The organism is Methylomonas aurea (assembly GCF_024505045.1).
GTDB lineage: Bacteria > Pseudomonadota > Gammaproteobacteria > Methylococcales > Methylomonadaceae > Methylomonas > Methylomonas aurea.
The window spans coordinates 67873-94571 of record NZ_JANIBM010000004.1 but is presented as its reverse complement, the minus strand read 5'-3'; the positions used below and the strand labels follow the sequence as shown (position 1 = coordinate 94571).

Below are 26699 nucleotides of genomic sequence, written 5' to 3'. Positions count from 1 at the left end.
CAGGATCGAAGCGGCATCCGGATGGCCTTTTCTTTGGATACTTTTCTTTGGACAAGCACAAATTCGTCTGGAACGAATTTGAACAGCCGATAGGCTGGCCCGAAGGGCGAAAACCAGGGATGGTTTTCGTAGCGAAAGTATCGCGGCCGTCGGGCCGCGACCCGACTTCAAAACACCCGTCGCGATAGCGACACCAAATCCCCCTACCCCAAAATGTCGTTGAGTTAAGGAACCGACCGGCATGTGCAAATCCCGTAGGAGCAGGCCATACCTGCGACCGAAGGCGCTTGATCGCGAGCATGGCTCGCTCCTATCATCCTTAACTGAACGACATTGCCTAACCTCAGTAAAATCAGCCGCCCAGACAGGCAATTCCGGGGAATTTGACCTGAATCCGCTTATCCTGCAACATGCTTCGGCCCGGATCGCTGCCATATTCGACCGGACCGAAACTCGAATCCATAGACCGACACCAACGCCGCGCCAAGACCGGACAGGGAACATAGGCCATGACCATCAAACCGCTAGAGCCGTCGCAATTGTATAAACCGTGCAAGCTGGAGCAGTTCAGCTTTACCACCACCGACGAACTGGACGACGTCGACACGCTGCTGGGGCAGGACCGTGCAGTGGCCGCGATCAAGTTCGGCCTGCGCATCGACAAGAGCGGTTACAACATCTTCGCGCTGGCGCCGGACGGCACCGGCAAAATGACCACGATCAAACAACTGGCCGAGCACGAGGCCTGCCGGCAACCGCCGCCGGCGGATTGGTGCTACGTGCACAACTTCAGCCAGCCGGCCAAGCCGAAGGCGATCCGGCTGGAGCCCGGCGAGGGCAAGGGCTTTCAGGACGATATGGCCGAATTGATCGACGAACTCAGCGTCGGCATCCCGGCCGCCTTCGACGGCGACGAATACCGCTCGCGCGCCGGCGAGCTGGAAAACGAATCGCGCCAACGCGAGCAGGAAGCCATCAACCGGTTGCGCGAGGAAGCCGAACAGGCCCACATCATTTTCACCGAGACCCCGAACGGCTACGCCTTCCTGCCGGCCGACGACAACAACGAACCCTATACGCCGGACCAATTCAACAAGCTGGACAAGGAGCGCCAGCATCAATTTCATGACACGGTCTTGGATTTGCAGGAAAAGGTACAGGATGCGCTGAAGAAATTTCCGCAATGGCGCAAGGAGACCAAACGCAAGATCCAGGCCTTGAACCGGGAAGTCGCCGAACTGGCCGTGCACCATTCCATCGACGAATTGAAGGAAAAATACGCCAAAAACCAGGCGGTGCAGGAGTATCTGAGCGCGGTGCAACAGGACATCATCGACCATGTCCGCGACTTCATGCCCCACAGCGAGAAGGTGCTTTCGTTCATGGAATTGCCGCAGGAACCGGCTCCGTTCAAGCGCTACCGGGTCAACCTGATGGTCAGCCTGAACCACAAACGCTGCGCGCCGGTCGTGTGCGAGGATTTGCCCAATTACGCCAACCTGCTCGGCCGCATCGACCATCAGGCGCAAATGGGCTCGCTGGTCACCGACTTCACGATGATCAAGCCCGGCGCGTTTCATAAAGCCAACGGCGGCTATCTGATCCTGGACGCCCGCAAGTTGCTGTTGCAACCCTACGCCTGGGAAACCCTGAAACGCACGCTGCAAGCCGGCGAGATCCGCATCGAATCGCTGGAGCGGGCGCTGAGCCTGATCAGCACCACCTCGTTGGAACCGGAGCCGATTCCGCTAGATGTCAAGGTTTTGCTGCTGGGCGAGCCGATGCTGTATTACCTGCTGAATTTCTACGATCCGGAATTCGCCGATTATTTCAAGGTTGCCGCCGACTTTGCCAGCCATATCGACCGCGAACATAACACACTGGAATACGCCCGCTTGCTGGCCACCATCGCCCGCCGCGAAAAACTGCGGCCGTTGAGCCGGTCGGCCGTGGCGCGCATCATCGAACACAGCGCGCGGCTGGCCGACGACTCGGAAAAGCTGCTGACTCATCTGCGCAGCATCCGCGACCTGTTGGCCGAGGCCGACTATTGGGCCGCCGAAAACGGCCATACCGCGATCGCCAACAGCGACGTGCAACAGGCCATCGACCAGAAAAACCACCGGCTGGACCAATTGCGCGAGCGGCTGTACGAAACCATCCGCCGCGGCACGATCATGATCGCCACCGAAGGCCGCGTCGCCGGCCAGATCAACGGCCTGTCGGTGTTGCAACTGGGCGAGTTCAGCTTCGGCCAGCCGTCGCGGATCACGGCGACGACGCGGATGGGCAGCGGCAAGGTGGTGGACATCGAACGCGAAACCGAATTGGGCGGCGCGATCCATTCCAAGGGCGTACTGATATTGTCCAGCTTCATCGCCGCCCGTTACGCCCGCAACAGCCCGTTCTCGCTATCCGCCAGCCTGGTGTTCGAGCAGTCCTACGGCCACGTCGAAGGCGACAGCGCGTCGCTGGCGGAGTTGTGCGCGATCCTGTCGTCACTGGCGCAAGTGCCGCTGCGCCAGGATCTGGCGATGACCGGTTCCGTCAACCAACTCGGCCAGGTGCAACCGATTGGCGGCGTCAACGAAAAAATCGAAGGCTTTTTCGACATCTGCGCCGCCCGCGGTCTGAGCGGCAGCCAGGGCGTGATCATTCCGGCCAGTAACGTGTCGCATCTGATGCTGCGCTGGGACGTGGTCCACGCCGCCCAGGCCGGGCAATTTCATATTTATCCGGTCACGACGGTCGACGAAGCGATGGAATTGTTGAGCGGCATCGAAGTCGGCACCGCCGACGCCACCGGCGCCTATCCGCCCGACTCGTTCAACGGCCGCATCGACGCCCAATTGAAGCAGTTCACCAATACTATCAAGGAGTTCGGCGCCAAAAGCGACGGCAAATAACAGGAGATTCCGCGCTAGCTGTCGCAGCACCGGTACGTCGTTTGGCGAAAGGCGTTAACCGTGCGCCGGAATTGGCCAAGTCTTGCGTTTGGCAGTACCGCGCCGGTCGCGGCCAAAAATTCGCGGCGGTTCATCGGCATTGCAGTTCTCCAACGTCATTGGCAATAGAAAAACCGGCTGCCTGATAGCCATCAAGCAGCCGGACTCGGTTTAGCGCAGCACCAGTCCGGTAACGCCGGCCGGCAAGGTGTTCAAACGGGTCACGGCCTGCAACTCGCCGTCGACGCCGATTTTATACACGCCAATGCTGTGGTCGCCGTTACTCAAGCTGTACAAGCGGCGGCCGTCGTCGGATACCGCCAAGTCGTTGGGGCGGCTTTCCTCGGCGGCGCGGGCTTGCAGCAATTCCAACTGGCCGTGGCGGCCGATCGCAAACGAGGCAATCGAGCCGGCCGGGGTATTGGCGGTGAAGGCCAGCTTGCCGTTCGGGGTGGTCGCCAGCCAGCAGGCGGCGGTTTGGTCCACGGCCACCGCGCCGTCCAGCAATTGCACGCTACCGTCTTCGTGCAAGCGGTAGGCCGAGACGGTGGCGCCGTTGGCCGCCCCGCCCTGCGCTTCGGAAACGAAGAACTGATTGCGCTTACCGAAGGCGAAGCCGAACGGCGTGTTGCCGGCCGAAGCCAAGCTATGCTTCTGCTCCGGCAATCCGCGATGATCCAGGGTAAAGCTGACGATTTTATTACCGGCTTTCTCGGTCACCACCAACGCATCGCCGTCGCGGTCGAAACTGATCTGCGCCGGCCCGCTGCCCTCGTCGCCCAGTTTGCGGTAAGACTGCTCCAACGGATAAAGTCGGCCGCTACGGGCATCGAAACGGTATCCAAAAATCGAATCGTCGCCGGCGTTGACCACATAAACCCGGTCGTGGGCGACGGTCAGGCTGACCGGCGTCAAACCGGGTTCGGCGGCGCGATCCACCAATTCCAGACCGTTGTCGCGCACTCTGAACACCGACACATCGTTGCTGCCGGCGTTGATCGCAAACAGGTAGCGCTGGTTTTCGCCGAAGGCCAACGCGCCCTGGTTGCCCAAGCCGGCACCGGTACCGGCGCCGCCGGTGGCGTAACTGCCGGCCGGCTGCATTTTGCCGGCCGCGTTCAAGCGAAACGCCAACACCGTATTGGTGGCGGCGTTGGACAAGGTATAGGCGGTTTCTTGGTAAGGCGCAGGGCTGGCCTGACCGGCCAACGGCGACAGTAACGCGACGGCGGCGGCCAATGATTTGATGGTGTTGTTCATAAAGTCCTCGTTCGATAAAAAATGGTTTCCCGTCGAAACGGGCGATGCGGATTGTGGCTTGGCGCGGATCGTCAAATCCTCACGCCGGTTGCAAATGTTTGTCGCTACTCGGCATGCAGGCCGGGATAGCCCTGTACGAACACCCGGTCGCTGGATTGCGCCGGCAAATGGCAGTTGCGGCAGGCGGCGACGTAGCCTTGCGACACGTTGGCTTGCGGATTTTTCGCCTCGAACAAGGCCCATCCCCAGCCGTCGCCCCAATCGCGATGGCCGGCAAAGCGGCCTATCGCGTCTTTCACCATCACAAACCAAACCTTGGCGTCGCCGGCGTAATCCGCCGCGCCGGTGGTCAGTTGCGCGTGACGGATCGCACTAATCTGCTTGACCAGCATCGCGCCGTCCGGAAACCGGCCGTGTCGGCGGTAGTAGGCCGCTGCGTCGGGTTGGGTGTAAACGTCGTGAAAACCGTGTCCCGGTGCGTTGGGGTCGGCCACCAACCAAGAACCCAGATGTTGCCAGCGGCTGCGAACCGCTGGCGGCAAATGGATTGTGCCGTTGGTCGCCACGATGCTACCGAAAGTCTCTGCCAGCGAATCGGCAGCGCAGCCGGGCGTGCTGGCTAACGCTAAACATGCGGCAAAAATCAAGCGAAGCTGCATCGTTCCGCCGCCATGCGCAAACCCGCCTCGGTAGCGCGACCGTGCCAAACAAGCAATCGCCTTTTTTCCGGCCAATTCGCTGCTGTGCATAACACCCACTCCTGAAAACCCGTTACGAAAATGCGGCCAGACCAACGCCGCACCTGCACTATCGCAACAGGCATGCCAAAGCGGAATAAAGATTGAATTCAATAACTTGAAGAAACCAATCGCTTCGAACAGCCCGCAGCATGCCGCGAATTATGGTGGGCTCCGCCAATAGTCGCGGGCTATCCGGAAGCGAAGGTCTAATTGAACGATCCGCGCAAAGCGGTTTCAGCCGGCCGCTGCCAAGCGGCCGAGTTTCTCCAGCGCCCGTTCGACGTTGCGGTCCCAGTCGCAGGCGCAATTGAGCCGAATGAAATTGCGGTATTTGCCGCTGGCAGAAAAAATCGGCCCCGGCGCAATGCTGATGCCTTCCAACAAGGCTCGTTGCGCCAAGGCCAAGGCGTCGCTGCCTTCCGGCAATTCCAGCCATAACACGAAGCCGCCGGCGGGTTGGGTGGATTTGGTGCCGTGCGGAAAATGGCGAGCCACGGCATCGGTCATCCGGTCGACCGCCTCGGCGTAACGCCGGCGGATTTGGCGCAGATGGCGCTCGAAACCGCCGTCGGCCAGGATTTCGGCGGTCGCGATCTGCGATAAGGAAGGCGAGGCCAGATTCGCCACGTATTTCAGATATTCGATGCGCTGCAAGTAACGCCCCGGTGCAATCCAGCCGATGCGCAAGCCCGGCGACAGCGACTTGGAAAACGACGAACAATGCAGCACCCTGCCCTCCTCGTCCCAGGCCTTGACCACCGGCGGCCGGCTCGCCGCGAAGCCGAGATCGCCGTAGACGTCGTCTTCGATCAGCGCGAAGTCGTGGCGCCTGGCCAACGCCAACAATTCGCGTTTGCCGGTTTCGCTCATCAAATAACCCAACGGGTTGCTGAAATTGGGCACCACCAGACAAGCCTTGACCGGCCATTGCTCGCAGGCCAGTTGCAACGCGGCCAGCGACAGGCCGTCGCGCGGGTGGGTCGGGATTTCGATGGCCTTCAGACCCAGCGATTCGATCACCTGCAACTGGCCGTAAAAGATCGGCGACTCGATCGCGACGATGTCGCCCGGCTCGGTCACCGCCCGCAACGCCAGCGCGATCGCTTCCTGGCAACCGTTGGTGACGACGATGTCGTCGGCGCTCAAGGTACAGCCGGCTTCCGACATCCGTCTGGCGATCTGGCGGCGCAACTCCGGATTGCCCAGCGCGAATTCGTAGCCGGCGATGCGCTGCCGATGGCGGCGGGCGCAACCGGCCAACGCGCGTTCGATTTTCAAGGTCGGCAGAAACGACGCCGCCGGTACCGCCGCGCCGAGCGGGACGCTGCGCCGTTCGGCCGCCGCCTTGGCCAGCTGCAACACCAAGGCCTGGCCGCTGACCGGCGTCGGTTGTAGCAGCGGCGCGGAGGTTGCGGGCTCCGGCAATACCGATTCGCGCCGTTCGGTAACGTAATAGCCGGAACGCGGCCGGGCGGCGATCCGGCCGCTGTCTTCCAACAAGCGCAAGGCCTGTACCGCGGTCGCCGGACTGACCCGGTGCTGCTCGCCGAGCTGGCGCACGCTGGGCAAGCGCTCACCGGGCCGGTAAACGCCCTGAGCGATCGCCTGATCGAGATGTTCGGCAATTTCCTGGTACAGCAACGTCATCGGGCTAGTGGTACAGATCAGGGTGGCGCGGACCGATACAGAGAGGGTTACACGCCATCTGTATCGCTAGAATTTCACACAAGTACGTCTGTGTAGGTACCAGCTTAGCCGGCTAGCATATCGCCGTCAATCGCCGCTGGATCAGACCGATCATCAACGCGGCGTTTTTTCATTCGATAGCGAGAATAAGCGATGACTACGAAACACGGAACGCCGCCCGAGCGGCAAGGCGCCGCATTCGGGATGCTGGGCATCCTGGGCTTTAGTTTGACCTTACCGGCCACCCGGCTGGCGGTCGCCGACCTGGACCCGGTGTTCGTCGGCCTGGGCCGGGCGCTGGTTGCCGCCGCGCTGGCGGCCGCGATGTTATGGTGGGCCAAAGCACCGCGGCCGTCACGCCGGCAATGGGGCCGGCTGGCATTGACCGCGTCCGGCGTCGTGGTCGGTTATCCGTTGTTGTCGACTTTGGCGATGCGAACTGCGGCCGCCGGCCACGCTTCGGTAGTGGTCGGACTGGCGCCGCTGGCGACAGCGCTGTTCGCCGCCTGGCTGGCCGGCGAACGGCCGGGGCCGCGTTATTGGTTGGCAACCTTGATCGGCAGCGCGACCATCGTCGGCTTTTGCGGATTCAGCGCCGGCGGTAAGCCGAACGGCGCCGACCTGTTATTGCTGGCGGCGGTTGCCGCCGTCGGCCTCGGTTACGCCGAAGGCGCCCGGCTGGCGCGGGAATTGGGCGCCTGGCAGACCATCAGCTGGGCCTTGTTGTTGCCGGCGCCGCTGTTGGCGCCCGTCGTCTGGCAGGCCGTGCCGCCGGCATGGTCGGCGGTCGGCTGGCGCAGCCTGGCCGGATTCGGCTACGTCAGCGTCGTCAGCATGTACTTAGCGTTCTTCGCCTGGTACAAAGGCTTGGCGCTGGGCGGCATTGCCCGGATCGGCCAGTTGCAACTGGTACAGCCGTTTTTTAGCCTCGCCGGCGCGGCGCTGGTACTGGGCGAAGCGATCGAACCCGGCCAGGTCATCGCCGCGGCCATCGTGCTGCTCTGCGTCGCCGGCGGACGCCGCCCCGTTGCCGCGCCAGTACAGCGCCCACCGGGCCACAGCTAACTCTCGCCTAAACATGCTCGATTGTTTAGCAAACAAACTCGCCGGTTAATCGTATCGGTCCGAATAGGCTTTGCCGGTCGAACGCAGGCTATAACACCAGTAGGCACATCGATCGCGACCGTTGCGCCTCTCGCTGTTCGGCCTACCTCTCCCGGGAGCGCATGGTATCGAGTTAGCTGCCGAAGACTTTTGTTGCCACGACCAACCAGCTGATTGATAATCGAACGGTGAGTTGCGGGCTCCTTATGTGCTTTTTTTGATCGTTAACTCGACAAAGGACTGCGCAGAAACGCTTGTTTTTGTCCCGGCTTAAGTCGGAAGCCCAATCAGACTATTTCAATTTGGAAAGAACAGTCCGACACAAGCTCTCTATCATCATTCACACGGCGAAGCGACGACCATGAAAGACATCATGAAAGCCAGAAACATCATTCTTTCCGCGCTCGACTGCGCCCGTTTACGGGATTTGATCATAACGGCAAGACAATTCGGTTCCACGCAGTCGGCTCTCTTGGATACGCTGGAAGGCGAACTCAACCGAGCCACCATTCTGCCGCCGGAAGAGATCCCGCCTTATGTCGTCACGATGAATACCTGTGTCCGCCTCACCGACATAACCACGGGAAAGACGATGACATATACGCTGGTGTTCCCGAACGATGAAGATATCCAGCAAGGTAAACTATCCATTCTTTCCGATCTGGGAGTTGCGATTATCGGTTTTTCCGTTGGCAGCACCGTTGAATGGCAATTTCCGGAAGGGCTCAAATCCATCCGGATCGACATGATCTATTTTCAACCGGAGGCCACAAAACATTACGAGATGTAGGGGGCACTCCGGGAATCATCCACTGCACACGCCCCGCGCGAAATGTCCGGCTGCTGGTATGGGCAAAAGCCAATCGCGACAAGCTGGCCAAGCTATTTGGGGAATTGCAACGATGAGCAAAGTCCATTTTCAAGTGACCGATGTCGATGTCAGAGCCAGCGCGGTACCTGTCAGTTCGACCCAAAGCCGCCAGACGAAACAACAGTGCCAATGGCAAATGTCCAGCCAAAAGCAGGCTTAGGGTGTAGTACGTTTACGAACCGCACCATTCGCGAACGATGCCGCGCACGTTGTTTACCGCATCCTAGCGATCGAGCCACGGAAAAGCCGCAGCCCGTTAAGCGACATACAGCGTCTGCAACACCGGACGATCTCATTCGGCAAATTCGCGTCTGTGCGGGTTCATCCCCATAACTTCAGCAAGGAAACTCAGGCCAAGCGATCCTGGATTTCGATTCCATGCACCCGGACGAACCAAGCCACCGCCTTCTCCTGCTGCTCGGCGATGAAATCCTCTTTGTGGCTGTTGTATTCGAGAGGATCGGCGAAATCGATTTCCGCAATCTTGAGCTTGAGGGCCTCGTAGGACTTCCTGACCTCCGGGTGCGTGCGTAGATAATCGCGGAATGCGAGGTGCCGTATCCAGTGGTAACTGCCTCTGGTCATGACATGGATATTGGCGACGGAGTCGTACTCACGCCCGAAAGCCAGTTCGTCCTTATCACCGAGGATGCGCGGCAACGGAATGTCCTTGAGCGCAACCAGTGCGACAAAGAAGCGCCGATAGGGCATGCCGGCATTGAACTTTTCGATGTAGGTGTAGCCGGCGTCAAGTAGCGGGATGACCGCGGCGTCAAGGGATTGTTCGTCCTGCAAGCCAACCAGGATGTCAATGATGGGTTTGGCGGCGATGTCGCCCAGTGAGGTACTCCCGATATGCTCGACGTCAGGGACAAAGTCCGATAGCGCTTTTTCAATGGCCTGACGATGGCGAGCAAAGTCATCCTGCCAGCGGTATTGATAGGGCACCAAAGCAACTTTCATCGCTGCCGCTCCACGACGGGCAAGTACGTGAGTGTGTTTTCTATGACCATTCTGTAATCGGCGCAACAAGTGGGCACGTTTAAATCTCGAATTCTAGCAGTGCCACAGGGATCGACCAATCGTCAGCGGATTTCTCGCCTTGAGTTTTGATGGATTCATCGCCGGCCCGCATGGCGATCTCGCCTGGTTCGCCCCTACTCTAGCGGCAGCCCGGTTGAGACTGGCTATAATCGCCAGATGAGCCCTGCCGATACACTGGCCATGGGGCGCAATACCGGTGAAAAGCTGCGCTGTTTCGATGAGTGGCCCTATTCGGGAAAACGGGTTGTCGTGCTGATGACGCATCGCCCTTTGTCTCCCCGCTACGGGGAAACGGCCCAAGCCGGTTCGATAGATGAAGTCCTGAAGCAACTGTGGGAACCAGGCTCTCGCGATGTGTGTCTGGACGGCGGAAGCAGTCCGTCAGGGGTTGGTAGATGGGGTGGTCGACGAGCTGACACTGTCGTGGGTGCCAGTCATCCTCGAGAAGGGGATTACGCTGTTTGCAGGACTTCGGCATCGATTGGCTTTCGGGGTTGATGGCGTTCGTCGCCTGCCAAGCAGTCTGGTTCAGTTCATCTAACGCCCCGTCCGACAAAGGGACAGTTCACCATGAGGAACAACATTATGAAACGACTTGAGGGCAAGACCGCCTTGGTCACCGGTGCTGCGCGTGGCATCGGGGCTGCGATTGCTACGGCCTTTGTCGACAATGGCGCTTTCGTCTATCTGACCGATATTGACGATGCTCCGGGCCAGGAGCTGGCCGTCGGCCTGGGCGGCCAGGCACGCTATGTCCATCTTGACGTGCGCGATGAAGGTCAATGGCAGTCTGTCATGGCACGGGTCCTCGACCAACGCGCCAGCTTGAACGTGCTGGTCAATAACGCCGGCATCACAGGATTCGAGAGCGGCTGTTTCGTTCATGATCCGGAGCATGCCTCGCTCGAGGATTGGCATGCGGTGCATCGCACCAACCTCGATGGCGTCTTCCTTGGCTGCAAGCATGCCATTCAGGCAATGCGCCGGTCGGCGAGCGCGGGGTCGATCATCAATATTTCCTCGCGCTCCGGCCTGGTCGGCATTCCCGCCGCGGCCGCCTATGCGTCGTCGAAAGCGGCTGTCCGCAACCACACCAAAACGGTTGCGCTCTACTGCGCCGAACAGGGTCTGCCGATACGCTGCAACTCGATCCACCCGGCGGCCGTCCTTACCCCCATGTGGGAGCCGATGCTCGGGGAGGGGCCTGAGCGGGAAATCAGGATGCGCGAGTTCGTGCAGGATTGCCCGATGCGACGCTTCGGCCGGCCGGATGAAGTGGCGGCCGTAGCCATCATGCTCGCCTCCGACGAGGCTGCTTACATGAACGGTGCGGAACTTAACATGGATGGTGGAATCTTGGCCGGTGCTGCCGCTGCACCAAGCACCGAATGATGGATCGCCACCCGATGGTTGCTCATGCTTGGCCAGTTCGCTCTGATTAGCAATAGCGTAATCGGAGGAAGTTTTCATCAGAACATGCAATTACGCTTTGCATCCGCATCGGCCGAAATCCGCAACATATCACTACCGGCGGTAATCGGCGGCGCAGGCGTTGAGCCGTGCCACGCCGCCCCAATCTTCGAACAGTTTTTTCGCCGCCGTGTCGATGCGTTCCGGCGTCAGGTAGGGATTGGCGCTGTCGCCGCTGGCCGGGAAGATCAGCACCATCGCTTGCGGTACCGTCCAGGCCTTGCCTTTGAATGCGCCCTTGCCGCGCACCTCCTGGTAGTTGGCCGGCGGCGCGCTTTTACCGAGCAATTTACCGTTCAAGGCGACCGAACCTTCGCCCAGTTCGCTGGCCGGGCCGGTATCGCCGACCACGGCAAATACCGGTGCGGAACTGCCCGGCACCAGCGCCACGGCCAAATCGCCGACCTTGGCATGGCGTTTGGCAAATTCCGATAAGGTGTTCTTAGCGGGATTTTTCGGCAGCACCAGGGCCGGCGTGACCAAAGCATCGGCATAGTTGCCGATGTCGCAGACGTCGGCCACATTCGGTTTGTGCAACGCGGTGGCGGACACCAAAAATCCGTCCACCGGCGGACAGGGTTTCCCGCCCTTGAACGGAATGATCGCCGGCGATATTTTGGTTTGGGCCAATAGCGCGGCCGGCCATCCGGCGGCGAAGGCTTTTTGGGTGAGCAAACGCCGGCTGCGCAGCCCATCTTTGCCGAGTCCGGCACAAGCATCGCTCATGGCGTTGCACAGGTTGTTCAAGGCTTTTTCCTCACCCCAAAAATCGTCGACGCTGTACGAGCGGCGGGTACCGTCGGTATTGACGTTCAACGCTTCGATGAAAAACAGCGCCTTGGCCTCGCGATCCGACCAAACCGGGGTGAGGCCGGTTTTGGCGTTGCCGTCCGGCTGCTTGAAGGCTTGCGCCATGCCGCAGTCGGCGGCATGGCCGGCAGCAGCCGCGACAACTAACAACAAACCGCAACCGATCGCGGTACGGCGGGCAGATTTGGCTAAGCGGCAATCGGACATGGCGGCCTCCGGCAATAGGGTCAGTGTTGCTGTGTATCTAACATGGTTCCGGAGCGCGCTCAAATTATTTGCAAGCCAACAGTGTTGCAAACGTCGAACCGCCCCGGCCATCCCGGACCGAACCGGCTAACTCGGCAATTCGGCGCCGGCGGAATGGCTTGCCGCCAATAACGGATGGAAAGCCAACTCCCGGCAAAACTCGGCGAACTGGTCGGCCGGCATCGGTTTGGCCAGCAGGTAACCTTGCAACAACTCGCAGCCTTCACGTTTCAAAAAGTCGGCGTGTTCGAAGGTCTCGACGCCCTCGGCGATCACGGCCAACCCCAGGCCGCGCGCCATCGCGATGATGGCGCGGATGATGGTGGCATCGCTGAGATCTTCGATACAGTCGCGGACGAAGGATTGGTCGATCTTCAACACGTCGAGCGGAAACTGTTTCAAATAACCTAAGTTGGAGTAGCCGGTACCGAAGTCGTCTACGGCAAAACGCACACCGGCCTGGCGCAGGGCATTAAAGGTACGCTGGCTTTCCTCGGACGGCCTGAGCAGGCAGCTTTCGGTCAATTCCAATTCCAACAAACCCTGGCCGCTGGGCAGACAACGTTGCAAGATCGCCAACGTGCGTTGCGCGAATTGCGGGTGCCAGAATTGGGCCGGCGACACGTTGACGCCGATATGGAACTCTGGGTCGACCAAATCCTGCCGCCTCCAATCCGCGAGCGTAAGCAATGCGGTTTCCAACACCCATTCGCCGAGCGGCAGAATCAGGCCGGTTTCCTCCGCCAACGGGATGAATTCGGTCGGCGAGATCCATTCTTGCTTGTGCTGCCAGCGCAGCAAGGCCTCGGCACCGATCAGGCGGCGGCGAGCACAGTCGTACTTGGGCTGGAAATACAGCATCAGTTCGCCCAGTTCCAGGGCGCGTTTCAAGCCGTTTTCCAGATTCAGGCGCCGGGCGCCGCGCTGCTGTAGCGCCGGCTCGTAAAAGCGGTAGGTGTTGCGGCCTTGGGTCTTGGCATCGTACATCGCGCAGTCGGCGTAGCGGATCAACGCTTCGCGGTCGTCGCCGTCGTGCGGGCACAAGGCGATGCCGATACTGAAGCTGGTGCTGATATCGTGGCCGCGAATCGAAAACGGCTGGTGCAACACTTGCCCGATCTGTTCCGCCGCCCGCGCCGCTTCCCGGCGAGCCACGGCCGGTTCGCGGTCCAGGTCGTCGAGAATGATGACGAACTCGTCGCCGCCCATGCGCCCGACCGTATCGGTGGCCCTGACCGCATTGCGCAGGCGCTCCGACACTTCCTGCAACAATTGGTCGCCGAACGAGTGGCCCAGCGTGTCGTTGACGTACTTGAAGCGGTCCAGGTCGAGAAACAACAAAGCCATCGAACTGCGCCGGCGATGGGTCTGGTTCAAAGCCAATTGCAGGTGGTCTTTCAGCAAATTACGGTTGGCCAGCCCGGTCAGTTCGTCGTAGAACGCTTGCCGCTCGAGCATGCTCTGGTAACTTTGCACTTCGGCGCGGTAGTCGGTCAACCACGACACCATCAAATTGAAAGCATGCCCCAATTCGCGCACTTCCGGGCCGCCGCTGTCCAGATCCACCGGCTGTATGCGGCCGTCTATCAATTGGTGCGCGGCATCGGCCAAACGTTTCAGCGGCGACGCGATCCTGGCCGTCATCGCCAACGACACGGCCAGGCCGATCAGCAGAATCACCGCCACCACCAGCAAGCCCCAGCGCACCGCGTGGCGCACGACCGCGACGAAATCGTCCAGATTCATCGCCAGCCGCACCTCGCCGATTACGGCGCTGCTGGTCGGCGCTTGTAGAAACAGCGCATCCTCGTTTTGAAAACCGCCGCTGGTAATCGGCTGCACGATCTCCAACAAACCGTGGCGGTGCGAGGCCTGCCACCAATTCCAGAAGCTCTCCGGCGCTTTGCCGGACTGGGGCGCCGGCCTGGAGTCGTAGCGGGCGTCGACCGACATCCGCGCCAATTCGCGGCCCTGGGCGTCGACGATGACGGCATAGGCCAGGCCCGGCACCTTGCGCAGACGTTCCAATTGATGTTCGAGCAATTTGCCCTGACCGGTGAACACCGCATATTCGCTGGTCTCGGCCAACATCGTCGCCAGCGCCAGGCTATGCTGCTGGCGCGCCTCGAATTGACGGGTCAATTGGGTGTAGGTGGCGATAAAGCCGACGCCGAGCGCAGTCACCAGCACCAGCACCGCATTCAACAAATTGAAGCGTGTCGCCATGTTCATCGAGCTTCGGCTCATGGCGCCACCTCGCTGATTTCCGGCAGCCAGCGCTCCGGCAGGCTCAATTTCATGTGTTCCAGCGTGCGGCCGTTGTAGACCACCCGGACTTTGCGCGGCGATTGCGGCGGCAGGCTGGCCGGCGCCGCGCCGTTGGCCAGGATGTTCCAGGCCAACTCGGCCGCCTGGGCGCCGAGATCGGCATAATCCCAATCCAGCGCGTAAATCGCACCGGCCTTGACCCATTGTTCCGACAAGCCGATCAGCGGCGTCCGGTTACGAAACGAATACAACAACAACTCTCGCACCGCAACGGCATTGAAGGCGGCCACGCCGTCGACCGCCCACAAGGCATCGAGCTGGGCCGGCAATTCCTTCAGCAACCTCGGCAGGTCTTCCGGCGCGGCGGCCGGTGCCGGCACCAGCTCGACGCCGTCGGCCCTGGCCAATTGTTGCAAGGCCTCGAACGTCGATAGCCCGCGGTGCGGATCGTAGATCACGGCAATGTGGCGGACGTCCGGCAACAGCCGCCGCAACCAACGCCATTGCAATGCCGGCGGAAAATCCAGGCCGACGCCGGTCAAGCGAGGTTTGCCGCGCAAATCTTCGCTGTCCAGCAACAATCCGGCCACGATCGGGACCGATTGCCCCCCGGCGAGTATGGCTCGCGTGGCCGGCGTTCCCAAAGCGAACAGCAATTGCGGCTCCTGGCCGCCCGGCCGCGTATCGATGCCGCTTTCGCCGGCACCGCCGACTGTGCGGGTTTCGATATTGGCTTGCAAGCCGCGCTGCGTTAAAGCGGCGCTAAAACCTTGCACAGTTTGCCGATACGGTGCGGAGTCGTGGCTTTGCAACACCAGAATATCGATTGCCAAGGCTCTAGCCCCGGGGCAAAGCGCGGCGAGCCCCAAGCAAATCCGGGCGCAACCACGGCCCAATCCGGACTTGGCCCGCAACCGTAGCCATAGCGCCGGCAGCCGCTGCCAACCGGACAAGCCGCCGACGACCCACTGTCGAGCCGCAGACACCGTTTTAGAATTCAAGGGCCAACCTCAGGCGCAGGTTGCGGCCATCCTGAGGAATGTGGTCGGGCAGACTGGCATTGGGCGGAATCCGCGGATCGGCATAATCCTCGTCGAACAAATTGTAAATGCCGCCGGTCAATTCGACGCCCGGCAGCCATTTACGGGAGAACAGCACCAGATTGCTGACGGTGTAATCGCCGGTCACGGCGTAGCCCGGATTGGCGCGCTGGCTGACGTACTGCAATTCCCAACTGGCGAACAATTTGTCCTGCCACAGTGGCGCGCTCAAATTGAATTTGACCATATGCGACGGCGAATTGGGCGCCTGCTCCAATCCGGCGATCCGGGTTTGCTGGTAGGTGTAACTGATGCGGCCTTCGAAGCTGCGGTAATGGCCCTGCAATTGGGCTTCCAGTCCGTGCGCTTCGGCGTTGCCCTGGTTGCGGAACTGCCTGACGCCGGCATCGACCTGGTTGATCAAATTGCTCAGCTTGTTGTAATAAGGACTGAGGCGAAGGTTGAAATACTCGCCGATTTTCTGCTCCAGCACGATTTCGTAAGACTTGATTTGTTCCGGTTTCAAGGCCGGGTTGCCGATCCAGGTGCCGGAACAGCAGGTGTAATAGGTCTCGAAGGCGTTCGGCGCCCGGAATGCCGTGCCGTACAGCAACTTGAGCGTGGTATCGGCGAAAGGCTGGTAAATCAGGCCCAGCCGCGGATTGGCGGTGCCGCCGAAATTGTCGTAATGGTCGTAGCGAGCGCCGGCGTGCAGACTCAGATTGTCGAGAATGGCCCATTCGTCTTGCAGGAACACGCCGGCGATACTGCTGTTCAAGCGGTTGTCGGCCCATTGGAAACCGGTCTGCAGATCGTAATTGGCCATGTGCTGGGAATAGTTGCGGCGGTATTCGCTACCCAGCGTCAAGCGGTGGCTGTCGAAAAAAGTGTGGCTCAATAACACCTCGCCGCCCAGCCAGTTGCCCTGCCAATAATCCTGGTTGGTCAACAATTGCTGCGGCGCCGGTCGACTGTTCAGATCGTCGTCGAATTCGTAGCCGTCCCAAAACAAGCGGCCGGTGGCTTCCCAATCGCCGCTGAAGGTATGCCGATAGTTCAAATCCGCGTAGGCCCGGCGGTCGTGGTAATTGCTGCCGGGCACGCCGAAGTCGGCGCCGACGCTGCCGGCCGGCAGGTATTTTTTGCGCTGCATATAGCCGCCGCTCAGGGTAAAGTCGCCCCAGGCCAGTTTGCCGAACAGGCGCTCGACCTGTTCCTGGTCCAGCCAATCGGCCGAGCCCAGATTGCCGTAGCTCAGCGAATTATGGCCGTCGCTATGGTAGTAACTGGCCGATACCAGGCCTTCCAGACCGTTGGCGAATTTCTGGCCGTAACTAACCTGGCCCTGCTCGCTGCCGTAACTGGCCACCTCGCCGCCCAGCCGCGCCCCCTGCAAATCGCGGCCGCGCTGGGTGATGACGTTGACCACCGCAAACACCGCGCTACTGCCGTATAAGGACGATGCCGGGCCGCGCACCACTTCCACCCGCTCGATGTTTTCGACATCGACCAGAAAATCGCGGCCCAGGCCGGCATAGTCCTGCAAACTTTCGTTGACCCGGTGGCCGTCGATCAGCACCAGGATCCGGGTGTTGTAGTCGCCGGGCGGCGCGAAGCCGCGCACGCCGACGCGTTGGTAGGCGCGGTCGTAGGTCGCCAAAAAGCCGGGCAAACTACCCAGCATGGCCGCCACGGTGCGCCAGCCGTAATGCTTGATCTGCTCCGAAGTAATGACGTCGACCGCGGCCGGCGCTTTGGTGATCGGCTGCTCGTGGCGAGAGGCGCTGAAGACCGACGGCAGCTCGCCGAACAATACCGCCTGTTCGTCTTCGCCGGCCGGCGGCGCGGCGAAGCCGTCGTCGGCGCACGCGGCCGCGGCATTCAGCAACAAACAGGCGGCCAGCAACGCGGCGCGGCGGTTTCCGGTCAAACAAAGCATGGCGATTCGGATTTGGTTCAAATTAGGTACAAAGCACTAGAGCGGCATAAGCTTAGCTAATCGAACTCGGATGCCAAATCGATAAATCGTTTCTGCGTTCTGCCACACATTCCCCCTTCCGGCATTGCTACTCGACACCGAATACCGTTTTCGGTTAGACACCGACCGAAAGGCCGTTAATGTGGGCTAATTTACACCGAATCAGGAGGAACGTCCGGTAAATAGTTTTGCGCCGGACGGATTCGCACGAATGAGGTCTTCGAACCGCTTGCTAGCAAATCGGGTAACGCAAGCTGTCGAAGGTATGAAGGTTTTATCTAAAGAAAGTGGTTTGGCCCCGAAAACTCCCGTTCGTCTCGAGCCCTTCGAGCTAGCTCGGGACGAACGGATATTCAAGAGCATGGTTATCTCTCCACGCGGAGAACGCAGCTCAGTCCTCACCGTGGAAGACGAAGCGGCCGTGCTGGTAATCGAATACCGCCTGTTCGATCTGCTCGCGGCTGTTCATGACGAACGGGCCGTGTTGGACGATGGCTTCGCCGAGCGGCGCGCCGGCAACCAGCAGTACCCGGCTGTCGGCCAGCGCGTGCAAAGCGACGCCGTCGGCCGGCGGATTCGTGCTCAACACCGCCATGCGCCCCCGGCCGGCTCGGCGCCCGGCCACGTCGACCTCGCCGGCGTAGACGTAAAAAAACGCGTTATGTCCGGCCGGTAATGGCTGTTGGAATCGGGTTCCGGCCGGCAGGGCCAGATCCAGCACCAAAGGTTCGGTCTTCGGCCGCTGAATCGCTCCGACTACGCCGTGGCTGGCCCCAGCTAACACCCGCACCTGGGCGCCGGCGACGCCGAATTGCGGAATGTCGGGGCTTTGCACGTCGCGGTACCAAGCCGGCACCATCTTGTCGGCCGCCGGCAGGTTGATCCACAACTGAAACCCGGCCAGCAAACCGTCTTGTTGTTCCGGCATTTCCGAGTGAACGATGCCGCGGCCGGCCGTCATCCATTGCATGCCGCCGGTTTCCAACAAGCCCTCGTGGCCGGCGTTATCGCGGTGGCGCATGCGTCCCGCCACCAGATAGGTCAAGGTCTCGAAGCCGCGGTGCGGATGGTTCGGAAAGCCGGCGATATAATCGTCGGCCGACTCGCTGGCAAATGCGTCCAGCATCAGAAACGGGTCCAGCCGCCGCTGCAAGTCCTGGCCCAATAGCCGAGTCAATTTGACGCCGGCGCCGTCGGAAGTCGCCCTGCCCTCGACCAGTTGTTCGATATGCCGCGATTGTTGCACGGTCTCGGCTGGTTTGATTTGTAAGTTCATGACCAATCTCCAATCTCGAAAAGTTAAGCGGCCAAAGCCGAGATTTTGTCTGCCGCGGCTTGCAAGGCCATTTGCCCGGCGCCCTCACCCAACGCCAGTCCTTCCGCGTAAATGAATTCGATGTCGTCCATCCCCAAAAATCCCAACACCGTGCGCAGGTAAAGGGATTGGCTGTCGGTCGCCGAACCGCTGTGCACGCCGCCAGCGGTTTGAATCACATAGACTTTTTTATGCTTCAGCAAACCTTCGACGCCGTGTTCGGTATAGCGGAACGTGACTCTGGCCCGAGCAATCGCATCGATCCAGGCTTTCAACTGAGCCGGAATGCCGAAGTTATACATCGGCGCGCCGATCACGATCCGGTCGGCTTGCTGGATTTCGGCGATCAGGGCGTCGTCCAATTCCACCCGTTGCGCCTGTTCCGCGGTGCGCTGTTCGGCCGGCGTACTCAGCGCGATCAAAGCCGCCTCGTCCAGCAACGGATGCGGGGTTTTCGCCAGATCGCGCACGGTGAGCCGCGCGTTCGGAAAACGGCGGCGCAATGACTCGGCCAAATTATCGGCCAGACGGTTGGAATGGGCGTTTTCGGCCCGAATACTGGAATTGATTTGCAGGATGTTCATCGCGGTCTCCCTAAATGTTGAAGTCGGGAAAACTATACGCTTGGCTGATAATGGGCAGAAGACCTGAAAACGGATAACATTGTTCCACAGGAGGAACAATTAATGACTATCGAGGCCAACGATTTATGGCTGTTTGCCAAAGTCGCCGACGCCGGCAGTTTTTCCAAGGCCGGGGAATTGCTGGGTTTGCCGAAATCGACTTTATCGCGCCGCATCAGCCACTTGGAGAAGCAATTGGGCGAACGCCTGTTGCAGCGCACCACTCGCCAGTTGCAATTGACCGAATTCGGGACGCGCCTGTTGCAGCACGGCCGTCAGATCGGCGAGGAAATCGACGCGGCCCGGGCCTGGGCCGAACACAGGCAAACCCAACCCAGCGGTACGCTGCGCATTTCGCTGCCAAACGACTTTGCCACGCTGTTTCTGGTACCGGTGTTGGCCGAGTTCAGCGCCGTTTACCCGGCGATTGCGCTGGAAATCGACTTGTCCGCGCGGCGGGTGGATCTGGTCGGCGAGAATTTCGATCTGGCGATCCGGATGGGCGATCTGCCGGACGACGCCAGCTTGACCGCCAAACGCCTGAACCGACAAAGTTGGGGCTTGTACGCGGCGCCGGCCTACCTGGAGCGGCACGGGCCGCCGGAACACCCGGAAGACTTGGGCCGCTACCACGCGCTGAGCCTGCCCGGCCGTTACCGCGAGCAACCGCAATGGCAACTCGCTTGCGGCGGGCGCCGCTGGCAGGGTTTGCCGCCGGCCCGGATTCTGGCGAATTCGCCGGAGTTGCTGGTCAAGCTGGCCTGCCGCGGCCGGGGCATCGTCGCCGCTCCCGATTCCTATGCGGCGGCTTACCTGCAAAGCGGCGAATTGCAGCGGGTCTTGCCGGAGTGGTGCTTGCCGCAAACCACGGCCTGGCTGGTATTTCCCGGCCGGCGGCTGATGCCCGGCAAGACCAGAGCCTTTATCGACTTTATCCAAGCCGCGCTTCCGCCACCGCTTTAAGCCAGCCTCATCAGAACTGGATGATCAAGTCGGTCGAAACCAATAGTTGCTGATGACTGTTACCGACATCGAAGGCCCGCCAGCCGTCGCTGATGTCGTAACGCAGACTTGGCCGCAACGCCAGCCATGGCCATGGCTTCCAATTCGCCCCGATGGTAGCGGCGTAGTAGTTAGCCGCCTGGCTTTGCAATTCCGGTTTCCTGGCCGGGACGCCCACCCGGACGCCGTCGTCGTCGCGAAACCATTCCAGGCGCAGCCCCAAACCGAGGCGTTCGGACAAATCGTAATGCAGGTAGCCGACGACACCGTACCACTCGGCGCCGGCGCCGCTCGCCGATGGCCGGACCCAACCGTAATCGTGTTGCAAGGTAACATGCCAGCGCTCCGCGAATTCCTGTTTCCAGACCGCACTGTAAAGATTGACGTCGCGCGAGTCGGGCTCGCTCAAACCGCCGTGCGCAGCGCTCAACGCCAACGATGATCCGGTTTGCGGCATATTCCAGTTCACGCCGCCGATGAAGCCCCAATTTTCCAGCCGATGCTGGAAGCTGCCGTCCCAGCCGGCATAAGGGCTACCGGTCACCGCGCCCGCTTTCAGTTCCAATTCGCTATTCAGCGAATAGCTGGCCAACAGCCCCGTGTGCGAGAACGGTTCGCCGAACTGCATGGCGTAGGAATGCGAGTAAAAAAAGTTATCCGGCGCCGTCACGCTCTCGTTACCGATCACGGTGTAAAACTCGCCCAATTTCAAGCGCAAACCGTTGGCCACCGGCACCATCAATTCCAGATAGGCTTGCGGAAACGCGATACCGTATATTCGTTGGTGCAACAGGTGCGCATCCCAGTGGTCGGCGGGATCGCCCATCGAACGGGTATAAAAGGCGTCGCTGCCGAAGACGAAATCCAAGCGCCCACCCCAGCTCCATTCGGAACCGTTACCGACTACGCTACGTTCCAAGAATTGGTACAACTGGTTCAGTTGCAACTCTTCGGTCCGGTCGGAAAAACTGGCAGTAGCGTTAAATCGGTCGGCCGGTTGATTCGCATTATAGCTAACCCCGGCATTCAGCCAACCGCCCCACTTCAAGCGCCAGTGGCTGAACGCCTCGGATGCATTGGGGTCCATGCTCGGCACTAACGCCGATAACAGGCCGGCCGACTGCGCTACGTCACTTTCCGCCGGTGCGACAGACGGCGTTAACGCCGCACAATTGGCAATCCACCAAACCGTTAAAAGCCGCTTGACTCTATACATAATCATCCGGACAAAACGATAGCTCTCGCCACCAAGTAGCGATGGCGTTACTGGAAAATTCGGGATGGCCGTCTGCGAAGGCTACAGAAGCCGGTTAAGTCCGAATACCTCGACCGGAGTTTTTTTGGTTCAGCGGCTCCGAGATTTCCGGACTCCTGAATCGGTTAGGATAGCTCAGGCGTGCCCGAGCGATCCGACCAGCTTCGGCACAAAGCCCGGTTCATAGCCTAACGCCGGGAACGCCAAATCGAATCCCTGCAACTCCACCTGAATATTCCGTTCCGGCGCTGCCAATAGGAAGTCGGCAATGGTTTCCAGGATGTCATGGTCGATGAACAGGGTTTTGCCGCCGTCGATAATCAGTTCGCTATCGTCCGGAATATTGCTCAAATGGTTACGCAACAAAGCCTTGTTCAAAAAAGACACATCCTTGTGCAGCCTCAGCAGGTAATGCGAACCGTGTTGGGTCAAAGACATCGCCACATGGAAATTGGCACGGAGTACGAAGAAAATGCCGCAGGCCATCCCGATGGCAATGCCTTGCAGCAAGTCGGTAAATAAAATGGCGAATACGGTAATCGTGAACGGCAGAAATTGATTCAGGCCTTTACGGTAAAACTCGAAGAACATCGCCGGTTTCGCCAATTTGTAGCCGGTCTGCAACAAAATCGCCGCCAGGCAGGATAGCGGAATCATATTCAGGTAGTGGGCGAAAAACAGCACGCTGACCATCAATAACACGCCATGCAGAAAACACGATATCCGGGTTTGGCCGCCGGCATTGATGTTGGCCGAACTGCGCACGATTACTGCGGTGATCGGCAAACCGCCCATCAGGCCGCTGATCAAATTACCCAAGCCTTGCGCCTTCAACTCGCGGTTGGTCGGCGAGATACGTTTGTGCGGGTCGAGTTTATCGACCGCTTCGATGCTCAACAGCGTTTCCAGACTGGCGATAATGGCCAAGGTTGCCGCTACGCTGTAAATTTTCGGATTGTCGAGGTAACTGAAATCCGGCAGGCGCAACTGGTTGACGAAATTGCTGGTAGAGCCCAATTCCGGCAGCGACACTAGATATTTCTCGGCAATCGCCCACTCCGGCGCGTAAGCCAAGGCCCAATTATTGAATGCGACACCCCACACTACCGCCAATAACGGGCCGGGTATCATTTTCAATGTGGGGGAGCGTTTAATGAAGCCGCTTTCCCAAGCGACCAGAATCAGTAAAGCAACGCAGGCCACCAATGTCGCCCCTGGCGAAATTCCGTTCAGCGATTGGGTAAACTCCAGAAAACTCGATCTGGCGGTTTCCGGCAGATAGCTCTCGTCGGCGGCATAGCCTGCATCGTAACCGGTGGCATGCGGTGTCTGTTTAATGATCAAAATCATGCCAATCGCCGCCAGCATGCCTTTAATCACCGAAGCGGGGAAAAACGCGCCGATCAGACCCGCTCGCAGGAATCCCAGCCCCATCTGCATAACTCCGGCAATCACCAGACTCAACAGAAAAGCCTTGAAATTTCCCAGAGTTTCGATGGCGTTGTAGACGATTACTGTCAGACCGGCGGCGGGGCCGGACACGCTGAGTTGCGAGCCGCTGAACCAGGCGACGACGATGCCGCCGACCATGCCGGCGATCACTCCGGAGAACAACGGTGCGCCCGACGCCAGCGCGATGCCGAGACATAGTGGCAGCGCCACCAAAAACACCACGATGCTGGCCGGGATATCCTGGCGCAGATACTTCAAGTAGGAGGAAAAATGGGTTTTCATGCTAAGTCTCCTGGCCAAAACTAGGCGTCAGCCGGCATATTGGTAAATTTCGTGGATCGGCGACTGCTGGTCCATGTGCACCAATTCGTTGAGCAGGCCGTCGTTCAAACCGTAGACCCAACCGCGCAAACTCAAGGATTGCCCGGCATCCCACGCCGCCTGGACGATGGATGTATGGGCCAACCGGTGCACTTGCTCGATCACATTCCATTCCACCAGGCGGTCGACCCGTTTGCGCGGCGGCAGGTTATCGAGTTCGTCCTGGTACAGCCGGTAAATTTCCTTGATATGCGATAGCCACTTGTTGGCGATCGCCAAGTCGCCGCGTTGCGAACGCAGAGCCGCTTCGACGCCGCCGCAGCCGTAATGGCCGCAGACGATGACGTGCTTGACCTTGAGCACGTTGACCGCGTATTGCAATACGCTCAAGCCATTGAAATCGGTGGTGATGACCTGGTTGGCTATGTTACGGTGCACGAAAATTTCGCCGGGCTCGGCCTTGACGATGGTGTCGGCCGGCACCCGGCTATCGGCGCAACCGATCCAAAGAAACTCCGGACGCTGCTCCTTAGCCAAATTTTTGAAATAATCGGGCCGTTGCTTGACCATGGCTTCCGACCAGGCTTTGTTTTCCAGTAATAATTTGGCAGGTGTTTGCATAAAACCGCCCTCGCACTTTTTCAGTTTTAGTTATAAACGCGGAATTCACTCCGCTATCGGGCCACCACCAACTTACTCATTTGCCGGCCGCCGACTAAATGATATCGAATCGAAATTATTATGCAAGCAATATCGCTCTGTCTCGACGCGCGCTGAAGAAAAACCGGTTTTTGTACGGAGAAAAATGACAAACCTGCGACAGTCTTGGGCCCGGCGCGCAGGCTGCTGCCAGGTCAATGGAAAATGTTGGCTAGCGCCCGCAGCTGCATTCGACGGGTCTTCGAACTTCTAAGCCGCTATCAACTGCCAATTTTTGCGGGCGGAAATGGCCTGCATGCTCGACGAATCGACCGCATCCATCTCGATTCCGAATTTCTGCCCGTTATCGCGCCGGCCGCAAGACCACGGCCAAGCAGGCTTTTGGTCCATCGGCGATTTATGCGGCTGCTCTGCCAATAATACCGATGCCGGCTATTGCGGATTCGGCACCCGCCCGCCGGAGCAACTAGTGTGCCACCGCAACCAGCCAGCGACGCCGCAAATTGAGGTTAGCTGGCGGCGGCAGGCCGCTTACCACGGCAACGGCGAACCGTCGTATTTGACGAAACGGCCGCTGTCGGCCAAGTCGAAGCTGTCGATCAGGCGGCGCATGCCGCTGACGCTTTCCTCGACGTCGATCAAGCCGTTCGGACCGCCCATGTCGGTCCTGACCCAACCCGGATGCAAGATCAACACGCCGATGCCGTTGGAACGCAAATCGATGGATAAGCTTTTCATTGCCGCATTCAAACCGGCCTTGCTGGAGCGGTACAAAATACTGCCGCCGCTGCTGTTGTCGGCCATACTGCCCATCAAACTGCTCAATGACGCAATCAACGGGGTCTCGCTGCGCTGCAACTGCGGTAAAAAGCATTCGGCCAGTTTTACCGGCGCCAAGACGTTGATCGCCAACGTCTCGGCCCAGGCTTGGTAATCCAGGCTACCGAAACCGCGCCCTGAGCGGTCGCCATAAACACCGGCGTTGTTCAGCAACACGTCGATTCGGCGCTCGGCCAACTTGGCCGCCAAGGCTTCGATTTGGCTGAAATCGGCGACATCCAGCGCTTCAATCTCAAGGTTGGCGTATCGGCCGGCCAAAGCCTGCAATTGCCCGGCCTGCTCCGGCCGCCGGCACGCCGCGATGACGTTGCAACCGGCCGCCGCGTATTGCCGGCAAAATTCCAAACCCAAGCCGCGGTTGGCGCCGGTGACCAATAGTGTTTTCATTGTGAAAGCCTCCAAAAATCGATTGAAACCAAAATTACCGCGGCCGGTCGGCCGCTAAAAAAATGCCGGATTACCCAGCGGCAAAATCGGGATTTATCCGGAACTATTCGGCGTTTCGCATGCCTGACCGCCACATCGAAACCCTGAATCCCACGGAGGCCGTTATGCAAATGCAAGCCGTTAAATCCAGCACGATAGAGGTGGTCGGTTACGACAAAGACAGCCACAGAATGCGCGTTTCCTTCAAAGACCGCCCATCTCAGGAATTTTGCCACGTTCCGGAACAACTGTTCAGCGACTTTCTGAAAGCGCGTTCGAAAAACCGGTTTTACAAGCGCCATCTGCAAAACTTGTTTCCCTGCTGATAACTGAGTCCGACGCCGCCGCCAATTGCGCAAATTCGATGCCGCGCCGCCCCGACCATTAACGCCGTATTGGCGGCCGCGGCAACAGCCGATAAGTTTGCCCGCAATGTCCGGATTGGCAAATACCCCATAGCATCCGCCTAGGGCCTGCGGCCGTTGCGAGAATTTCCTTTTTTCCGTTCCAGCGGCGCTTTTCAGGACAGCGCGTTTTAGACTGCCGCCATCATCCGCTGAAACGGGACGACACTATGGCCTCTAACCCCCTTATCTTGTTTACCGTCACCCTATTGGCCGGCGATCCGTTGATGGCGCCCGCCGCGGAACTGAGCCGCGAGCAAATTTCGGCACAGATCGCTGCCGGCGCGCCATTGAAGTTGGCAAACAGGGACTTGTCCGGCCTGGACCTGTCCGGCATCGACTTGCAGGGCGCCGACCTGTTCTCCGCCAATCTGGACGGCGCCCGTCTCGATGGAGCCAAATTGCACGGCGCGAATCTGAACCGGGCGCAACTGCGCAAGGCCAGTTTACGCGGAGCCGATTTGTCCGACGCCAGCTTGTATGCGGTGGTGATGGACGGTGCGGATTTGACTGCCGCCAATCTGGCCGGCAGCCGGGTAATCGGCTTGCTGAACGGCGCGAATCTGAGCGGAGCCGGCCTGGCAGGAGCCGATTTCGGCGCCGACATGGCCAACCAAGGCATGGCTCCGGCCCGGGTGGAAATGAACAATGCGGTGTTGGCCGGGGCCGATCTGCGCGGGGTCAATTTGACCCATGCCGTCATGGCTTACGCCAAACTGCAAAACGCCGACTTGCGGGGTGCACGGCTACGCTGGGCCGACCTATCCGGCGCGAACCTGTCCGGCGCCAATCTGGCGAACGCCGATTTCAACCATGCCAAGCTCGATGGCGCGGCTCTACACGGTGCCCATGGCTCGGCCACGGCCAGCGGGCTGGAAGCAAACGTGAGCGCAAAGCAATAGCTCAGCGCATCGCGCGCTGGGGGGGCTGTCGCAAAGC

General features: G+C 59.8%; 22 protein-coding genes. 8 read left to right on the top strand and 14 right to left on the bottom strand.

The window, feature by feature from the left end; genetic code table 11:
- Positions 1-509 precede the first annotated feature (509 nt).
- Positions 510-2906 carry a Lon protease family protein gene (locus tag NP603_RS05120; protein ID WP_256609845.1) on the top strand — a complete coding sequence of 799 codons (2397 nt, stop codon included), beginning with the start codon at positions 510-512 and terminating at the stop codon, positions 2904-2906.
- A 210-nt stretch (positions 2907-3116) separates the two neighbouring features.
- Here NP603_RS05120 and NP603_RS05115 read toward each other — a convergent pair whose 3' ends face one another.
- The 3 genes from NP603_RS05115 to NP603_RS05105 form a co-directional block, all read right to left on the bottom strand.
- A complete protein-coding gene (locus NP603_RS05115; RefSeq protein WP_256609844.1) occupies positions 3117-4205 on the bottom strand; it encodes a lactonase family protein in 1089 nt (362 codons plus the stop codon).
- Positions 4206-4309: 104 nt separating this feature from the next.
- Positions 4310-4864: a cytochrome P460 family protein gene (locus NP603_RS05110; protein WP_256609843.1), complete on the bottom strand. Its 555-nt coding sequence runs from the start codon at positions 4862-4864 to the stop codon at positions 4310-4312.
- A gap of 315 nt (positions 4865-5179) precedes the next feature.
- Positions 5180-6592 carry an aminotransferase-like domain-containing protein gene (locus tag NP603_RS05105; protein ID WP_256609842.1) on the bottom strand — a complete coding sequence of 471 codons (1413 nt, stop codon included), beginning with the start codon at positions 6590-6592 and terminating at the stop codon, positions 5180-5182.
- Positions 6593-6784: 192 nt separating this feature from the next.
- On the opposite strand from NP603_RS05105, the gene NP603_RS05100 reads away from it, so the two are divergent.
- The 3 genes from NP603_RS05100 to NP603_RS05090 all read left to right on the top strand — a co-directional run bounded on the left by NP603_RS05100 (position 6785) and on the right by NP603_RS05090 (position 8766).
- The gene (locus tag NP603_RS05100) at positions 6785-7696 is read left to right on the top strand and encodes a DMT family transporter (RefSeq protein WP_256609841.1); all 912 of its coding nucleotides are present in this window, start codon (positions 6785-6787) and stop codon (positions 7694-7696) included.
- 400 nt (positions 7697-8096) lie between these two features.
- A complete protein-coding gene (locus NP603_RS05095) occupies positions 8097-8525 on the top strand; it encodes a GreA/GreB family elongation factor (protein WP_256609840.1) in 429 nt (142 codons plus the stop codon).
- A 112-nt stretch (positions 8526-8637) separates the two neighbouring features.
- Entirely contained in the window at positions 8638-8766 is a 129-nt protein-coding gene (locus tag NP603_RS05090; protein WP_256609839.1) for a hypothetical protein, read from the top strand.
- A gap of 188 nt (positions 8767-8954) precedes the next feature.
- On the opposite strand, the gene NP603_RS05085 is transcribed toward NP603_RS05090, so the two are convergent.
- A complete protein-coding gene (locus NP603_RS05085; protein ID WP_256609838.1) occupies positions 8955-9569 on the bottom strand; it encodes a GrpB family protein in 615 nt (204 codons plus the stop codon).
- Positions 9570-10235: 666 nt separating this feature from the next.
- Here NP603_RS05085 and NP603_RS05080 point away from each other — a divergent pair.
- Entirely contained in the window at positions 10236-11042 is an 807-nt protein-coding gene (locus NP603_RS05080) for an SDR family oxidoreductase (protein ID WP_256609837.1), read from the top strand.
- 132 nt (positions 11043-11174) lie between these two features.
- On the opposite strand, the gene NP603_RS05075 is transcribed toward NP603_RS05080, so the two are convergent.
- The 6 genes from NP603_RS05075 to NP603_RS05050 all read right to left on the bottom strand — a co-directional run bounded on the left by NP603_RS05075 (position 11175) and on the right by NP603_RS05050 (position 19361).
- Entirely contained in the window at positions 11175-12137 is a 963-nt protein-coding gene (locus NP603_RS05075; protein WP_256609836.1) for a glycoside hydrolase family 75 protein, read from the bottom strand.
- A 126-nt stretch (positions 12138-12263) separates the two neighbouring features.
- Positions 12264-14423 (bottom strand): putative bifunctional diguanylate cyclase/phosphodiesterase, encoded by a 2160-nt coding sequence (locus tag NP603_RS05070; RefSeq protein ID WP_256609835.1) that lies wholly within the window; start codon positions 14421-14423, stop codon positions 12264-12266.
- Positions 14420-15445 carry an ABC transporter substrate-binding protein gene (locus tag NP603_RS05065; protein WP_256609834.1) on the bottom strand — a complete coding sequence of 342 codons (1026 nt, stop codon included), beginning with the start codon at positions 15443-15445 and terminating at the stop codon, positions 14420-14422. The genes NP603_RS05070 and NP603_RS05065 overlap by 4 nt, the downstream gene beginning before the upstream one ends.
- Positions 15435-17423, bottom strand: coding sequence for a TonB-dependent receptor plug domain-containing protein (locus NP603_RS05060; protein WP_256609833.1), 1989 nt, complete (start codon positions 17421-17423; stop codon positions 15435-15437). The genes NP603_RS05065 and NP603_RS05060 overlap by 11 nt, the downstream gene beginning before the upstream one ends.
- Before the next feature lie 430 nt (positions 17424-17853).
- A complete protein-coding gene (locus NP603_RS05055; RefSeq protein WP_256609832.1) occupies positions 17854-18738 on the bottom strand; it encodes a pirin family protein in 885 nt (294 codons plus the stop codon).
- A gap of 23 nt (positions 18739-18761) precedes the next feature.
- On the bottom strand, positions 18762-19361 hold the full coding sequence (locus NP603_RS05050) for an FMN-dependent NADH-azoreductase (RefSeq protein ID WP_256609831.1): 600 nt from the start codon (positions 19359-19361) through the stop codon (positions 18762-18764).
- 102 nt (positions 19362-19463) lie between these two features.
- On the opposite strand from NP603_RS05050, the gene NP603_RS05045 reads away from it, so the two are divergent.
- Positions 19464-20363, top strand: a complete 900-nt coding sequence (locus tag NP603_RS05045) for a LysR family transcriptional regulator (RefSeq protein ID WP_256609830.1) — start codon at positions 19464-19466, stop codon at positions 20361-20363.
- A gap of 10 nt (positions 20364-20373) precedes the next feature.
- On the opposite strand, the gene NP603_RS05040 is transcribed toward NP603_RS05045, so the two are convergent.
- The 4 genes from NP603_RS05040 to NP603_RS05025 form a co-directional block, all read right to left on the bottom strand.
- Positions 20374-21618, bottom strand: a complete 1245-nt coding sequence (locus NP603_RS05040; RefSeq protein ID WP_256609829.1) for a porin — start codon at positions 21616-21618, stop codon at positions 20374-20376.
- A gap of 174 nt (positions 21619-21792) precedes the next feature.
- The gene (locus NP603_RS05035) at positions 21793-23391 is read right to left on the bottom strand and encodes a SulP family inorganic anion transporter (RefSeq protein WP_256609828.1); all 1599 of its coding nucleotides are present in this window, start codon (positions 23389-23391) and stop codon (positions 21793-21795) included.
- A gap of 27 nt (positions 23392-23418) precedes the next feature.
- A complete protein-coding gene (locus NP603_RS05030) occupies positions 23419-24051 on the bottom strand; it encodes a carbonic anhydrase (protein ID WP_256609827.1) in 633 nt (210 codons plus the stop codon).
- Positions 24052-24621: 570 nt separating this feature from the next.
- Positions 24622-25317 (bottom strand): SDR family oxidoreductase, encoded by a 696-nt coding sequence (locus NP603_RS05025; protein WP_256609826.1) that lies wholly within the window; start codon positions 25315-25317, stop codon positions 24622-24624.
- A 119-nt stretch (positions 25318-25436) separates the two neighbouring features.
- Here NP603_RS05025 and NP603_RS05020 point away from each other — a divergent pair, with 119 nt between their 5' ends.
- On the top strand, positions 25437-25682 hold the full coding sequence (locus NP603_RS05020; protein WP_256609825.1) for a KTSC domain-containing protein: 246 nt from the start codon (positions 25437-25439) through the stop codon (positions 25680-25682).
- 248 nt (positions 25683-25930) lie between these two features.
- On the top strand, positions 25931-26662 hold the full coding sequence (locus tag NP603_RS05015; protein WP_256609824.1) for a pentapeptide repeat-containing protein: 732 nt from the start codon (positions 25931-25933) through the stop codon (positions 26660-26662).
- Positions 26663-26699: the final 37 nt, after the last annotated feature.